Genomic DNA, 14307 nt, shown 5'->3' with positions numbered 1-14307 from the left:
GCGAATGCCCTAGGATGACCCGCCCCGGATCGAAAACGAACCGCGCCCATGGACTGGAAAGCCCTGCCCGCCTTCCTCGCCGTCGCCCGCGACGGCTCGCTGCGCGCCGCGGCCGAGCGGCTGGGCGGCACCCATGCGACCGTGCGGCGGCAGATCGAGGGGCTGGAGGCGCAGCTCGACACGCAGCTCTTCCGACGGACCACGGGCGGCCTGACGCTGACGGCCGCCGGACGGCGCCTCCTGCCCCGCGCCGAGGAGGCCGAGGCGGCGCTCCTGCGGGGGCGGGCCGCGGTGCAGGGCCTCGACCGCGAGGCGGCGGGGCGGGTGCGGCTCTCGGCCGATCCGATGACGGCGCACCACCTGCTGGCCCCGGCGCTCGCGGAGTTCGCAGGGCTCTACCCGGAGATCGACGTGGAACTGCGTCTCGACTACGCGCTCGACTCGATCCCGGCGGGCGAGACGGACGTCTCGGTGCGCCACGTTCTGGCCGTCGACGAGGACGCGGTGGGGCGCAAGCTGTTCGCGCTGGAGCTGGGCGTCTTCGCCTCGCGGGCCTACCTCGACCGGCACCTGCCCGCGGCGGGACCGCACGGCGAGGGGCTGAGCTGGATCGGCTACGGCGACGCGCCGGAACTGCGCCGGATGATCGACGCCACGCCCTTCCCGGCCGCGCGCGTGCGCCACGCCGTGCCCGATCCGGGGATGCACCTGCACCTCGCGCGGGCCGGGGCGGGCATGACGTTCCTGGCGACCTGGGTGCAGCGCGCCTTTCCCGAGCTGCAGCGGGTGCCCGGAACGGCGCTCGACCGCCGCCGCTCCACCTGGGTGCTGCTGCACGGCGAGCTGCGCCGGGTGCGGCGGGTGCGGCTGCTGGCGGACTTCCTTGCCGACGCGCTGGTGGCGGCCCGGGACGCGGGCTAGCCCTCGCCGTCGCGCACCTTCTGCACGTGCTCCCAGACGCGGGAGATCACCACCGACCCCTCGCCCACCGCCGAGGCCACGCGCTTCACCGACTCCGCGCGCAGGTCGCCGATCGCGAACACGCCGTCCATCGAGGTCTCGAAGGGCGACTCGCGCCCCGCCGCCTCGCCGGTCAGCACGAAGCCGGCATCGTCCACGGCGACGTCGTCCGCCAGCCAGTCGGTGTTGGGCGCGGCGCCGACCATCACGAAGGCGGCCGGGGTCTCGATGCGCTCGTCGCCCTCCTCCACGCCGTCGCCCTTGAGGGTGACCGCCTCCAGCGCCTCGCCGCCCTCCAGCGCGGCGATCTCGGTCGAGAGGCGCACGCGCACGTGCTCGCTCGCCTCCAGCCGCCGGCTGAGGTAGCTCGACATGGCCCCGAGCCGGTCCTCGCGCACCAGGAGGTGCACGCAGGCGGCATGGCGGCTGAGGAACATCGCCGCCTGCCCCGCCGAGTTGCCGCCCCCCACCACGACCACCTGGGCGTCGCGGCAGAAGCGGGCCTCGAACTCGGTGGCGGCATAGTAGATGCCGGCGCCCTCGAACTCCTCGAGCCGGTCGAGCGGCAGGCGGCGGTACTGCACCCCGCAGGCCAGCACCACGGCGCGGGCGCAGCACTCGGTGCCGTCGTCGAGCGTGACGCACAGGATGCCGTCCTCGCGCCGGCGCATGTCCACGGCGCGGCGGGGCACGGCGAAGCGGGTGCCGAACTTCATGGCCTGCACCTCGCCGCGCCAGCACAGGTCGGCGCCCGAGATGCCGGTCGGGAACCCCATGTAGTTCTCGATACGACTGGAGGTGCCCGCCTGCCCGCCGATGGTGGCGTCCTCGATCACCAGCGCCGAGAGTCCCTCGGCGCCCGCGTAGACCGCCGCCGCCACGCCGCCGGGGCCGCCGCCCACGATCAGCACGTCGTGGACCTCGGAGGGCCCGAGGTCGAGGTCGAGGCCGAAGAGACGCGCGACCTTGGCCGTGGTCGGCGCCTCCATCACGTGGTCGCGGCCGAACACCACGCAGGGCTCCGCGGGAATCGCCGAGCAGTCCTCGGGCAGGCGCCCCTCGCGCACGTCCTCGACCTCGAGCGTGCGGAACGGGATGCGGTTGCGCTGGGCGAAGGCCGCGATCGAGCGGATGTGCCGGTCGCGCTCCACGCCCACGAGGGTCAGCGACGAGCTGTTGCCCTGAAGCAGCTCGCGGCGGCGCGCGGCGAGCACGGTGACCACGATGTCCGAGGCCTCGGGGTAGCGACTCATAAGCTCGAGCATCGCCTCGCGCGGGGCTTCCAGGATGCGGCATTCGGACATGCAGCGCACGGGCAGCATGGCGCCCGAGCCGGTCAGGAAGCCCACCTCGCCCGCGAACTGCCCCGGCCCGAGGGTGGCCCCGTCGGGGCCGATGCGCTCGCCGGTCACGGCGTCCACGGCCTCGGCCTCGCCCTCCAGCAGGTATTGGAACGTGTCGAGGGGCTTGCCCGGCTCGGCCAGCATGGCGCCGGCGGGGTACGTGCGCTCCTCGGCGATGCGGCGCAGCGCCTCGACGTGCTCGTCGGTGAGCGGGGTGCGGGCCATGGTCCGCAGGTCCTCGGCGAGGCTTTCCATCGGGATCGTCCTTTGCGTGTGTCGCGAGGGGATCGCGCGGGGGCGCCGGATCGTTCCCGGATCAATCGTCGCGGTCGAACAGCCCGGTCATGGAGCGGCCCACCAGCGCCGAGACGCGCGGCGGGGCTAGGGCGGCGAAGGGCAGCGGGCGGCACACCTCCATCGCGGCCAGCCCCACCCGCGCCGTGAGCGCGCCGTTCACCAGCCCCTCGCCGAAGCGGCGCGAAACGCGGGACAGGACGCCGCCGCCCGCGACCGAGTGGATCATGTCGTCGCCCACCGCCACGGCCCCCGTCGCCGCCAGATGCGTGAACACGGTGCGCGCCAGCCGCCACGAGCCCAGCGTGCCGCCGCGCCCGCCGTAGACCAGCGCGACGCGGCGGATCATGCGCAGGTTCGAGACCAGGGCCGCGGCCACGTCCGCCAGCGCGAGCGGCACCACGGCCGTCACCAGCGCCACCTGCCGGGCGGCGGCCTCGACCTCGCGCGCGGCGGCGGCATCGAGGGGGGCGAGCAGCTCGCGCTCGGCCAGGGCCAGCACGGCATCCGGGTCGAACACGTCGCCCGTGCGCTCGGCCAGCCGCTCGCGGCCCCAGGCGGTGTCGGGGCGCGCGGCGTAGAAGCTGACCAGCCGGTCGGCCACGCGGCGCGCGGCGGCGAGGTCGGTGGCGGCGGCGGCCATGGCGTGGATTTCGTCGATCCGCGCGAGGCGGCGCAGGGCGGACAGCTCGCGCAGCGCCACCGCGAGGCAGGCGACGACGAAGGCCGAAATGAGGGCGATCGCGGTCCAGCCCAGCCAGGCCCGCTCTGCCATCAGCGAGGCGGCGAAGTCCCACGCCGCCACCGACAACGCGAAGCCGAGGAGCGCGAGGAAGGTGCCCAGCACCCAGCGCCCCAGCCCCCGCTCGGGGCGGGCCGAGAGGGTGGCGAGGGTCTGCATGGCCCGGCCCGTGGGCGCGCCCGCAGGGGCGGCGTCGGGCACGGGCGGCGCGGTGGCGGGCGAGGCGGGCGCGTCCGGTTCGGGCGCGTCCGCGGCGGCGGCGCGGGCCTCGGCGGCGGGCGCCGGATCCAACTCGATCAGCACGGCGCCCCGGCGGGACGGTTGTTTCGCCATGTCGGCTCCTGCGGGGGCTCTGGTCCCTTTACCTATGGATACGTGAACCGCAGGCAAGCGTGGACCACCTCGGCGCCCAATTCTGGACATGCGCGGGTGGGAAATGGTGGACAGATCAACGAGGAGACACTGATGAACGTTTGCACCCTCATGAGCGGCCCCGCCCTCACGGACATGCCCGTGTTCTGGGTGGCACTCGGGCTGAGCCTCTTCGTGGCTTCGCTCGCGACCCGCTCCGAGGCTGGCATCGCCGACGGGGAGGTTCCCGACCCGGCATGACGCGCCCTGCGCCGGAACACCAGACGGGCCGCCCCAGTGGGCGGCCCGTTCCCGTTCAGAGCCGGTCGCCAATCAGGAACTCGGCCGCGCGGTCCATGCGGATGTGCGGCGGTCCGTCGCCCCGGCGCAGCGTGTGCGGCGCGGGGCGGAAGCGCATCACGTCGTAGTCGCCGTCCAGCCAGCGCCCCTCCGGCCCCGGCACCAGCCGCGCCGGATCGTCGGGCAGGTCCCCGGGCGAGAGCGCTACCGCGCGCCCGTCCTCCAGCGTGCCGCGCACCAACCCGACCCGCTCGCCCCCCACCTCTCGTTCCTCCTCGGTGGTGGCCCGCAGCGCGGCCAGCGCCACGGTGCGCGTCTCGGCGCCCGCGAAGTCGGCGCGGTCGCGGGCCGCGCGCACGATCCGCTCCAGGATCGCCTCCAGCCGCGCGTGCTGCGCGTGGTGCAGATGGTCGGCCTTGGTGGCGGCAAACAGGATGCGGTCGATGCGCCGTCCGCCCACGAGGGAGAGCAGCCAGCCCGTGCGGCCGGGGTTGAAGGCGCGCAAGATGTCGGTGACGGCCTCCTGCAGCTCCTCCATGGCGCGGGGGCCGCGGCGCAGCGCCTCCAGCACGTCCACCAGCACCACCTGCCGGTCGATGCGCGCGAAGTGCTCGCGGAAGAAGGGGCGCACCACGCGGCTCTTGTAGGCCTCGAAGCGGCGCGCGAACTCGCGGGCGAGCGAGCCGCGCGGCGCCTCCGAGGGCGGCAACGGCGCGAAGGTGAGGGCCGGCGAGCCCTCCATCTCGCCGGGCAGCAGGAAGCGCCCGGGGGTCAGATCGAACGCGCCCGCCTCGCGCGCGGCCCCCAGAGCGGCGGCGTAGGCCACCGCGAGGCGCCGCGCCTCGGGCTCCTCCATGGGCGCGTCGGGGCGAGCCGTCTCCAGCGCGGCGCGGTAGCCGCCCGCGCCCCAGGCGGTGAGGCGGCCCAAGGCCCGCGCCGACCAGGCCTCGTAGTCGAGGGGCAGCAGCGCAAGGTCGAGCAGCCACTCGCCGGGGTAGTCCACGATGTCGACGTGGAGCGTGCGCGCGCCGCGCAGACCCGCGAGCATGCCCCCCTGCCGCGAGCGCACCGACAGGCGCAGCGTGGAGATGGAGCGCGTGCCCTCGGGCCAGTGCGGCGCGGCTCCCGTGAGGGCGGCGAGGTTGGTCTCGTAGTCGAAGCGCGGCACCGCGTCGTCGGGCTGGGGCTGAAGGAACGCCGCCTCGATGCGCGGGCCGGCATGCAGCCCCGGCATCCGGCCCCGGTCCACGAGGTTGGCCACCAGCGAGGTCACGAACACCGTCTTGCCCGCGCGCGACAGGCCGGTGACGCCGAGGCGCAGCGTCGGGTCGAACACGTCGGTGACCGCGTGGCCCAGGGCACCGGCGGCGTCCAGGGCCGTCTCCGCGAGGCGTCCGATCACCATGTGCGTCCCCCTTTCCGTTCCCCGGCAGATAGGGGCGGCGGGGACGCGGGGGCAAGGGCGGGGCGCGCGCCCGCCCCGCTTGCCGCCCCCGCGCCCCGGCGCTAGGGCGCGCCCATGCCCCGCTACGCGTTCCGCCTCGAATACGACGGCCGGCCCTTCGCGGGCTGGCAGCGGCAGGACGGGCCAGCTTCGGTGCAGCAGGCATTGGAGGAGGCGCTGGGCCGCCTCGGCCCCGAGCCGCGCGTGGCCGCCGCCGGGCGCACCGACGCGGGCGTCCACGCAACGCACCAGGTCGCCCACGCCGACCTCGCCCGCGACTGGGAGCCGTTCCGGCTGGCCGAGGCCATCAACTTTCACCTGAAGCCCGAGCCGGTCGCCGTGACGGCCTGCGCCCGCGTCGCGGACGACTGGCATGCGCGCTTCAGCGCCCGCGAGCGGCGCTACGTCTTCCGCATCATATCGCGGCGCGCCCCGCTCGCGCTGGAGCGGGGGCTGGCCTGGCGCGTGCCGGGGCCGCTCGACCCCGAGGCCATGCGGGCGGGCGCAGCGCACCTCGTGGGGCGGCACGACTTCACCACCTTCCGGGCCTCGATCTGCCAGGCGGACTCGCCGGTCCGCACGCTCGACGCGCTGGAGGTCGAGGCCCTGCCCTATCCCGGCGGCGCGGAGATCCGCCTGCACCTGCGCGCGCGCTCGTTCCTCCACAACCAGGTGCGCTCCATCGCCGGCACCCTCGAGCGCGTCGGGGCCGGCGCCTGGGCGCCCGAACGCGTGGGCGAGGCGCTCGCGGCACGCGACCGCGCCGCCTGCGGCCCAGTCGCCCCGCCCGGGGGCCTGACGCTGTGCGGCGTGGGCTACGAGGCGGACCCGTTCGCGGACCTCGGCTGACGGCCCGCCGCCTGCTTGCCGCCACCGCGCCGCTTGCCCTAGGATTGGGCTCGGGCGAACGCCGTCCCGCCCCCGATCCCTTCCGCGTCCCGCCCGCGCCCGCCCCTCGAAGGTCCGTCCCATGAAACCGTTGCTCGCCCTCGATCTTTCGCTCGATTCCGTCGCGCTCCTCTCGCGCCCGCCCGAGGCGGAGGGGGGCGCGTGGTGGCGCGAGGGGGTGGTGCGGCTGGACGATCCGGACTTCGGCGACGCGCTCGCCCGGCTGCGCGCGCGGGGCGAACGGCGCGTGGGCGCGGACGCCCCCTGCTACGTCGTGCTGCCCGACAGCCAGCTGCTGTTCAGCACCTACGACCGCGACGACCGCCGCCCCGAGGTCACCATCCGGCAGGCCCTGCAGGGGCGCACGCCCTACGCCGTCGAGGACCTCGCCTTCGACTACGTGCAGCGCGGCGACCGGCTCGAGGTCGCGGTGGCGGCGCTCGACACGCTGCTGGAGGCCGAGGGCTTCGCGGCCGAGCACGGGTTCCGCCCCGTGGGCTTCTGCGCCCGCCCCGAGGAGGGCAAGTTCCGCGGCGTGCCCTGGTTCGGGCCCACCGCGGTCGCCGCCGAGATGCTGGACGGCGAGCGCGTCGAGCCGCCGGGCGCCCCGTTCCGCGTCGTTGCCGCGCCGCCCTTGCCCGAGCCCGAGCCCGAACCGAAACCCGAGCCCGAGCCGCAACCGCAAGCGGAGCCCGAACCCCGGCCCGAACCCGCCGCGGCAGCGGTCGCAGCACCGCAGCCGGAGCCATCGGCCCCGCCGGCGGGCGATGCGGAGCCGGACGGCACCGCGGAGCCGGCGACGCCTGAGGCCGCCCCGGTCGCGCCGCCGGCGCCGGTCGAGGCCCCGGTGCAGGCCGCCGCCCCGACCGAACCCGTCTCCCCCGCCCCGCCGGAGGAAGCTCCGCCCCCCGTCGACGCTCCCGTCGATACCGGCGGTGACCCTGCGCCCTCCCCTGCCGCCCCGGCTTTCGCGTCGCGCCGTGCGGGCGAGGCTGCCGCCGACGCCGCGCCGCGCCTTTCGGGCGTGACGCGGACGTCCGCGCCGGACGCGCCGAAGGACGCGCCCGCCGGCCCGACCCGGCACCTCGCCGCCACCTCGCTCGTGGGCGCGGTGTCCTCGCTCCCGCGCGCGGAGCCCGAGCGGGTTTCGGGCCTCGTGGCCGAGGCGCGCTCGCGCAAGGCCGAAGCCGCCGCAGCACCGGCCGCGCAATCGCCCCCGAGGGCGCGGCCGCGCCGCGTGGGCCTCGCGCTCACGCTCCTGCTGATCGCCGGGATGGGCGGCGTGGCGGGGTGGGCCGCGCTGTTCCTCGACGAGCCCGCGGCCGGCCCCGAGACGGTGCTCGGCGCCGTGCGCACGCAGACCTCGGGCGATGACGACACCGAGACGGCGGCGCCTGCCCCGCGCGCGGCCACCGCTTCCGGAACGATCGCCGCACCCGAGCCGGTGCGCCTGCCGGAGGCCCCCGCGGACGGCACGAGCGAGGTCGCCGCCGCGCCCGCCGGCCCCGGCGGTCCCGCCGCGCCGCGCGCCGCCGTCGCGCCCGCGCCCGCCGGCGCGCCCGAGCCGTCCGGCGACGTCGCCGCGGCGCCCGAGGCCGGGCCGGCCGTGCAACTGGTGCCGATCGCGCCCGCCGCCGGCGCGGCGCCCGACGAGCCCGACGCGCCGCCCGCCCTCGCGGCGGCCTCCGGGACGGCCCCTGCCGAAGGGGACGCCGCCGCCGCGCTATCCGCGCCCGAGGGCGGTGACGCCGCGCCCGCCGCGGAAGGGCCCGCCACGCCCGTCGCCCCAGCCGCGCTCGCTGGTGCGGCGCCCGAGGCCGAGGCGGCCGCACCCGAGGCGCCCGCCGAGCCCGCGCCGTCCGCCGAGCAGGCCGAGGCGCCCGCGCCGACCGGCGAGCTAGATGGTGCCGAGGCGCAGGCCGCCGCCGCGCCCGTGGCCCCGGAGGCCCCGGCCGCCGACGCCGCGCCCTCCGACGCGGAGGCGGCGGTCGCGGGCACCGACGCGCCCGAGCCCGCCGAGGCGCTTCCGGTCCCGCCGGACCCCGAGGAGGTCGCGCGCCGCGCTGCGCTGGCCCGCGTTCGCCCCCAGCCGCGCGCCGGCGAGGTGGTCCTGGACACCGCCCCGCCCGCGCCCGAGATCGAGATCGACCCCGCCCGCCGCGCCGCGCTGCTGCGGGTGCGCCCCGCGCCGCGCCCCGGCGTGGACGAGGCGGCGCTCGCCGCGGCGCGCGAGTCGGCGGCCGCCTCGCTGGTCGCGCTGGCCGAGGAGGATGCCGAAGCGGCCGCGGAGGAGGACGAGGACGTCTCCGCGCTGGCCCTGCCCCGCTCGGGCCGCCCCGGTGCGCGGCCCAGCAGCGTGGTGCAGCAGGCGGCCCGCGCCGAGGCCGACGCCCAGCGCACCGCGCCCCGCGCGCCCACCCCTGCCGCCAGCGCCACCCGCCAGACCCTCCGCTCCGCGGGCGGAAACGTGAACCGCGCCGCGACCGAGACGAACCAGATCAGCCTCAACCGCATCAACCTGATCGGCACCTACGGCAGCGCCAGCAGCCGCCGCGCGCTCGTGCGCCTGGCCAACGGGCGCTACGTGAAGGTGGAGGTGGGCGACCGGCTCGACCGCGGCCGGGTGATCGCGGTGGGCGACGGCGTGCTGCGCTACCAGCGCGGCGGCCGCAACCTCGAGCTGCGGATGCCCCGCTCCTGACGGGCGGCCCCGGAGGCGGGGCCGCCGCCTTGCCAACCTCCCCGCGGGCGATATCTCGACCTCCGTGCCGGGCGGATCGGACCCGAGTCCCGGCGCCGCGCCGCCGCGTTCCGCGGGCGGGACCACCACGCAGGGAGGGCCGCAGCATGGCCACCGGAACCGTGAAATGGTTCAATTCCACCAAGGGCTACGGCTTCATCGCGCCCGACGACGGCGGAAAGGACATCTTCGTCCACTTCTCCGCCGTGGAGCGGGCGGGGCTGACGGGCCTGCGCGACGACCAGAAGGTGCAGTACGAGCTGCGCGAGGGTCGCGACGGGCGCGCCAGCGCCGTGGAGCTGGTGGTGCTGGACTGACTTGTGCCGCGCGCCGCCCGTTGCGACATGCCACCCGGTGTCGCAACGGAGAGGCGCATGACCACCCCCACCATCGAGCCGCTTCGCCCCCTGCCGGAGGTGCGGCGCTTCCTCGCCGGGCGCCGCTCGCGCCCGGCCAAGACCCTGCGGGCGCCCGCGCCCGATCGCGCCGCGCTGGAGCGCATCCTCGAAGTGGCCCTGCGGGTGCCCGACCACGGCAAGCTCGAGCCGTGGCGCCTCGTGGTGCTGGGGGGCGCGGCATTGCAGCGGCTCGGCGCGCTGGCCGAGGCCCGCGCCGCCGAGATCGCCCCCGACAAGGCCCCGAAGCTGGCCGCGCAGTTCCGCGACGCGCCGCTCGTGGTGGCGGTGGTGGCCGCGCCCGAGCCGTCCGAGGCCATCCCCGAGATCGAGCAGACCCTCAGCGCCGGCGCCCTGTGCCTCGCGCTCCTGAACGCCGCCCACGCCGAGGGCTGGGGCGCGAACTGGCTGACCGGGGCGGTAGCCTACGACGAGGCGTTCCTGCGGGGCGGCCTCGGGCTGGAGCCGTCGCAGTGGGTCGCGGGCTTCGTGGTGATCGGCACCGAGGGCGCCGTGCCGCCCGAGCGTCCGCGCCCCGACCTCGCGCGCATCATTCGCTGGGTGGACCGGTGAGGGAGGTCGCGCTCGCCGTCGGGCAGATCGGCGATCCGCGCTTCCGCGGCGTGCTCCTGCGCGGCGTGGGGCTGTCGGTGCTGCTGCTGGCGGGCTTCTCGGCGCTCTTGATCTGGGGCGCGCGCTGGCTGGTGGGGCCGTCCGTGACCCTGCCGTGGATCGGCACGGTGACGTGGCTGGACGAGGCGGCGGGCTTCGCCGCGGTGCCCTTCACGCTGCTGGCCTCGGTGTTCCTGATGGTGCCCGTGGCCTCGGCCTTCACGGGTCTCTTCCTCGACCGCATCGCCGAGGCCGTGGAGCGCAAGCACTATCCCGGCCTGCCGCCCGCGCGCGCGCAAGGATGGGGCGAGGCGATGGCCGAGACCGCGCGGTTCCTCGGGATCGTGATCGGCGCGAACCTTCTGGCGCTCGTCGCCTACCTCGTGCTCGCGCCCTTCGCGCTGTTCATCTTCTGGGGCGTGAACGGCCTGCTGCTGGGCCGCGAGTATGCGCAGCTCGTGGCCGCCCGGCACATGCCCTCGCAGGACGCGGCGAAGTGGCGCCGGCGGCACCGGGCGCGGATCTGGGCCACGGGCGTGCTGATGGCGGTCCCGCTCTCGGTGCCAATCCTGAACCTCCTGGTCCCGGTGGTGGGCGTGGCGGCCTTCACCCACTTGTTCCACCGCCTGCGCGGGGCCGCGCGCTAGGGGATCGGCCGCCCCGTCAGCGCGCGCAGCCCGTCCATCGTCACCACGCCCGACAGGATCACCCAGACCAGCGGCACCCAGAGCGCGAGCGCGATGGCGGTGGCCCACAGGAGCCGCCGCTTCAGCCCCACGGTCTGCGGCGCGGACCCATGGGTGCCCTCGACCCGCTCGTTGTCGTCGCCCTGGGTGTGCACGCCGACCTGCAGCATCACCATCATCGCCAGCGCCCAGATCATCGCGAACAGGACGAAGGCGGAAAACGGGCCAATCATAATTCTTCCAGTTCGACGAGCACGCCGGTGAAGTCCTTCGGATGCAGGAACAGCACCGGCTTGCCGTGCGCCCCGATCTTCGGCTCGCCCGTGCCCAGCACCCGGGCGCCCGCGGCCTGCAGCCTGTCCCGGGCGGAGAGGATGTCGTCCACCTCGTAGCAGACGTGATGGATGCCGCCCGAGGGGTTCTTGGCGAGGAACGCCGCGATGGGGCTGTCGTCGCCCAGGGGGTGCAGCAGCTCGATCTTGGTGTTGGGCAGCTCGATGAACACCACCGTGACGCCGTGGTCCGGCTCGGGCTGGGGCGCGCGCACGGTGGCGCCCAGCGTATCGCGGTACTGCGCGGCGGCGGTCTCCAGGTCGGGCACGGCAATGGCCACGTGGTTCAGTCGTCCGATCATGGGCGGGCCTCCTCGGGCGGCCCCGGGCGCGGGGCGTTCACCTTCCATTAAGCCCATCTCGTCAAATTGCGGCCGAGGCTCAAGGGATGGAGGCCCCGATGGACGACTTGACGCTCACCGCCCCCGCGCGGCCCGCGCCGACGCCGCAGCGGCCCCTGCTCGGGCTCACCGTGCTGGTGGTCGAGGACAGCCGCTTCGCGTCCGAGGCGCTGCGCCTCCTGTGCCTGCGCTCGGGTGCGCGCATCCGCCGCGCCGACTGCGTCGCCTCGGCCGAGCGGCACATGGGCCGCTACGCCCCCGACGTGGCGATCGTGGACCTCGGGCTGCCCGACGGCTCGGGGCTGGCGCTGATCGGGCGGATGGCCGCGGGGCCGAAGCCGCCCGCGGCCCTGCTTGCCACCTCCGGCCTCGACCGCGCCGAGGCGGAACGCGCGGCGCGCGAGGCCGGGGCGGGCGGCTTCCTGCCCAAGCCGATCGCGAGCATCGCCGCCTTTCAACAGGCCGTGCTCGCCCTCCTGCCCGCAGAGCGCCGGCCGCTCGGACTGCGCGAGGTGGGCGCCGAGACGGTGCGCCCCGATCCGCTCGCCATGGTCGAGGACCTCGGCTACGCCGAGCGGCTGCTCGACGAGGGCGGCGTGGCGCCGAACTTCGTGGCGGGCTTCCTGCAGGGCGTGGCGCGCACGGGCGGCGACGCGGCGCTGCTGGCGCAGGCGCGCGCCCTCTCGGGCCCGGGCGCCGGGGACGAGCTGCGCGAGCGCATCCGCGCCGTGATCCGCGCGCGCCGGTCCGAGCGGCAGGTGGTCTAGCCCCCGGCGTCCGGGCGGCCCAGCCCGCGCACCGCCTCCGCGGTGCGCTCGCCCAACGCGGAGCGCTGCGTCCCGTCCGGCACGAAGTTGCCGGGCTCCAGCCACCCCGCGACCGCCGCGTGCAGGGCGGGCCATTCGCCGTCAAGGATTGCGAACCACGCCGTGTCGCGGTTCCGCCCCTTCACCACCGCCGCCTGCCGGAACGTGCCCTCGTGGGCGAACCCGAGGCGCAGGGCGGCGCGGCGCGAGGCGGCGTTGCGGGCGTCGCACTTCCACTCCAGCCGCCGGAAGCCGCTCGCGAAGGCGTGGTCGGCCAAGAGGAACAGCGCCTCCGTGGCGGCGATCGTGCGCTGAAGCGCGGGCGCGAAGCACAGGTGGCCAATCTCGATCGCGCCGTTCGGGCGATCGATCCGCATGAGCGCGCCGACGCCCCGCCAGTCCCCGGCGCCGATGGCGTAGAACGCCGGGTCCTCCGCGTCCGCCTGCGCGGCGAGGTGCGCGGCGTGGGCCTCGTCCGAGGCGAACGGCCCGTAGGGCAGCCACCGCCAGATCGAGTCGTCGTCCAGCATCGCCCGGCGCAACGCCGGCGCGTGCCGGGGCGCGAGCCGCTCCAGCCGCACGTGCGCGCCGTGCAGCGCCGCGGGCGGGGACCAATCGAGCGGCGGGGTCCAGTCAAGAGCGTCGTCCATGCCCCCGCCATAGCATGGGCCCTGTGCTACCGCAGCGCGAGGTTCGACACCGTGGCGCGGATGCGCGTCTTCGTGTCGTCGCTGTCGGCCGACACGCCCACTCCCACCAGCACGCCCGACTCCGTGCCGAAGGCCCGGCGGAAGTCGGCCGCGAGGTCCACCGACTCCGAGAAGCTGCCCGTGCCCGCCGGCCGCAGCACCACGGTGCGCATGCCGTCGAGGTAGGGCGAGCGCTGCACCGTGCCCCGCGCGGCATCCCCGCCCCGCACGTAGACCAGCACCCGCGTCGTGGGCGCGCGCAGGAGCTGCATGGCGCGCGCCGGGTCGACCGACGCCCCGGCTTCGGTCCACGCGAAGTAGAGCGCGAGGTCGCGGTCGTCGCCGCCCTTCCGCGCGAGGTCGGTGGGCGGCACGCCCTCGGTGACGCCCCAGCTCCAGGAGGCCTTCGTGGCGTCCCGCGCGCCTTCGGGCAGCGCCTTCCACAGCAGCGACACCGTGCCGTCCGAGGCGACCCCGAGGCTCGCACCGCCCTGCTGGTAGTCGTTGGTGCGGAAGCGCAGGAAGCCCTGCTCCTTCCAGGAGCCGTCGAAGGCGACGGTCTGCGCGGCAGCGGGCAGGGCGAGGGCGGTGGCGACGAGGGCCGGGAGGAGGATTCTCATGGAGGCGACGCTAGCGCGCCGATGCCCGATCCGAAGCCACAGGGGCGTGATCGCGGCGTGTGGGGGCCGTGTTCGGCGCCTTCGCGCCGAGAAACCGGTGGAGCGTTGCGGTCCGCCGCGGCTTTCTTGGGGATAAGGCCGATCCGGGGCTTTACAGACCCCCGGCCCGCTCAACCATATGTGGTGGGGCGCGGCGGAGACACCCGAAGAGGTGGGAGCGGTGCGCAGACCTAGGGCGAGACGGAGCACCTCATGCTGTATCAGCGCGACCAGTTCTCGGAGACGGGCGACCTGCACCCCATCGACCTGGTCGAGACGGTGGCCACCTCCCACGACTGGGACTTCGACCGCGTGGGCGACGACCAGATCGCCATGGTGGTCGAGGGCCAGTGGCGCTCCTACTCCGTGACCCTCGCCTGGAGCGAGACCACCGAGACGCTGCGCCTCGTGTGCTGCTTCGAGATGGAGCCGCCCGCCGAGTCCCTGCCCGGCCTCTACGAGCTCCTGAACCGCGTGAACGACGAATGCTGGCACGGCGCGTTCACCTACTGGGCGAAGTCCAAGCTCATGGTCTACCGCTACGGGCTGGCGCTGGCCGGGGGCGCCTGCGCGCAGGTCGACCAGATCAACCACCTCGTGGCCGAGGCGGTGCTCTCGGGCGAGCGGTTCTACCCTGCGTTCCAGCTCGTGTGCTGGGGCGGACGATCCGCCGACGAGGCCATGCAGATCGCCATCGCCGAGGCCTATGGCCACGCTTGAAGTCG

Annotated in this window: 16 protein-coding genes; 9 read left to right on the top strand and 7 right to left on the bottom strand. The window is 75.8% G+C overall.

What is annotated here, in order from left to right; translation table 11 throughout:
• The first annotated feature begins 48 nt into the window (after positions 1–48).
• Positions 49–921 (top strand): LysR family transcriptional regulator, encoded by an 873-nt coding sequence (locus K3554_RS06465; protein WP_259945093.1) that lies wholly within the window; start codon positions 49–51, stop codon positions 919–921.
• On the opposite strand, the gene K3554_RS06460 is transcribed toward K3554_RS06465, so the two are convergent.
• Both K3554_RS06460 and K3554_RS06455 read right to left on the bottom strand, forming a co-directional pair.
• Positions 918–2558 (bottom strand): FAD-dependent oxidoreductase, encoded by a 1641-nt coding sequence (locus K3554_RS06460; RefSeq protein ID WP_259945090.1) that lies wholly within the window; start codon positions 2556–2558, stop codon positions 918–920. The genes K3554_RS06465 and K3554_RS06460 overlap by 4 nt on opposite strands.
• Before the next feature lie 61 nt (positions 2559–2619).
• Positions 2620–3672, bottom strand: coding sequence for a YcjF family protein (locus K3554_RS06455; protein WP_259945087.1), 1053 nt, complete (start codon positions 3670–3672; stop codon positions 2620–2622).
• Between the two features lie 132 nt (positions 3673–3804).
• Here K3554_RS06455 and K3554_RS06450 point away from each other — a divergent pair, with 132 nt between their 5' ends.
• Entirely contained in the window at positions 3805–3951 is a 147-nt protein-coding gene (locus K3554_RS06450) for a hypothetical protein (protein ID WP_259945084.1), read from the top strand.
• Positions 3952–4006: 55 nt separating this feature from the next.
• On the opposite strand, the gene K3554_RS06445 is transcribed toward K3554_RS06450, so the two are convergent.
• Positions 4007–5395 (bottom strand): YcjX family protein, encoded by a 1389-nt coding sequence (locus tag K3554_RS06445; protein ID WP_259945081.1) that lies wholly within the window; start codon positions 5393–5395, stop codon positions 4007–4009.
• A gap of 114 nt (positions 5396–5509) precedes the next feature.
• Here K3554_RS06445 and truA point away from each other — a divergent pair, with 114 nt between their 5' ends.
• From truA to K3554_RS06420, 5 genes are all read left to right on the top strand, one after another.
• Positions 5510–6283 carry a tRNA pseudouridine(38-40) synthase TruA gene (gene truA / locus K3554_RS06440; RefSeq protein ID WP_259945078.1) on the top strand — a complete coding sequence of 258 codons (774 nt, stop codon included), beginning with the start codon at positions 5510–5512 and terminating at the stop codon, positions 6281–6283.
• A 121-nt stretch (positions 6284–6404) separates the two neighbouring features.
• On the top strand, positions 6405–9023 hold the full coding sequence (locus K3554_RS06435) for a hypothetical protein (protein WP_259945076.1): 2619 nt from the start codon (positions 6405–6407) through the stop codon (positions 9021–9023).
• Between the two features lie 146 nt (positions 9024–9169).
• On the top strand, positions 9170–9379 hold the full coding sequence (locus tag K3554_RS06430; RefSeq protein WP_259945074.1) for a cold-shock protein: 210 nt from the start codon (positions 9170–9172) through the stop codon (positions 9377–9379).
• Positions 9380–9436: 57 nt separating this feature from the next.
• Positions 9437–10030, top strand: coding sequence for a nitroreductase family protein (locus K3554_RS06425; RefSeq protein WP_259945073.1), 594 nt, complete (start codon positions 9437–9439; stop codon positions 10028–10030).
• A complete protein-coding gene (locus K3554_RS06420) occupies positions 10027–10716 on the top strand; it encodes an EI24 domain-containing protein (protein ID WP_259945072.1) in 690 nt (229 codons plus the stop codon). The genes K3554_RS06425 and K3554_RS06420 overlap by 4 nt, the downstream gene beginning before the upstream one ends.
• On the opposite strand, the gene K3554_RS06415 is transcribed toward K3554_RS06420, so the two are convergent.
• Entirely contained in the window at positions 10713–10952 is a 240-nt protein-coding gene (locus tag K3554_RS06415; RefSeq protein ID WP_259945071.1) for a DUF1467 family protein, read from the bottom strand. The two genes, K3554_RS06420 and K3554_RS06415, sit on opposite strands and share 4 nt — an antisense overlap.
• A 32-nt stretch (positions 10953–10984) precedes the next feature.
• Positions 10985–11389 (bottom strand): methylmalonyl-CoA epimerase, encoded by a 405-nt coding sequence (mce, locus tag K3554_RS06410; protein ID WP_259945069.1) that lies wholly within the window; start codon positions 11387–11389, stop codon positions 10985–10987.
• A gap of 98 nt (positions 11390–11487) precedes the next feature.
• On the opposite strand from mce, the gene K3554_RS06405 reads away from it, so the two are divergent.
• Entirely contained in the window at positions 11488–12195 is a 708-nt protein-coding gene (locus K3554_RS06405) for a response regulator (RefSeq protein WP_259945067.1), read from the top strand.
• On the opposite strand, the gene K3554_RS06400 is transcribed toward K3554_RS06405, so the two are convergent.
• Both K3554_RS06400 and K3554_RS06395 read right to left on the bottom strand, forming a co-directional pair.
• Positions 12192–12884 carry a GNAT family N-acetyltransferase gene (locus K3554_RS06400; RefSeq protein WP_259945065.1) on the bottom strand — a complete coding sequence of 231 codons (693 nt, stop codon included), beginning with the start codon at positions 12882–12884 and terminating at the stop codon, positions 12192–12194. The two genes, K3554_RS06405 and K3554_RS06400, sit on opposite strands and share 4 nt — an antisense overlap.
• A 26-nt stretch (positions 12885–12910) precedes the next feature.
• Positions 12911–13543, bottom strand: a complete 633-nt coding sequence (locus K3554_RS06395) for a DUF3047 domain-containing protein (protein WP_259945064.1) — start codon at positions 13541–13543, stop codon at positions 12911–12913.
• A 252-nt stretch (positions 13544–13795) separates the two neighbouring features.
• Between K3554_RS06395 and K3554_RS06390 the strand changes: the two genes are divergently transcribed.
• Complete coding sequence (locus K3554_RS06390; protein ID WP_259945062.1) at positions 13796–14302, top strand: YbjN domain-containing protein; 507 nt, start codon at positions 13796–13798, stop codon at positions 14300–14302.
• Positions 14303–14307: the final 5 nt, after the last annotated feature.

The organism is Jannaschia sp. W003 (genome assembly GCF_025144335.1).
Lineage (GTDB): Bacteria > Pseudomonadota > Alphaproteobacteria > Rhodobacterales > Rhodobacteraceae > Jannaschia.
This window is presented reverse-complemented; position numbering and strand designations above follow the sequence as displayed.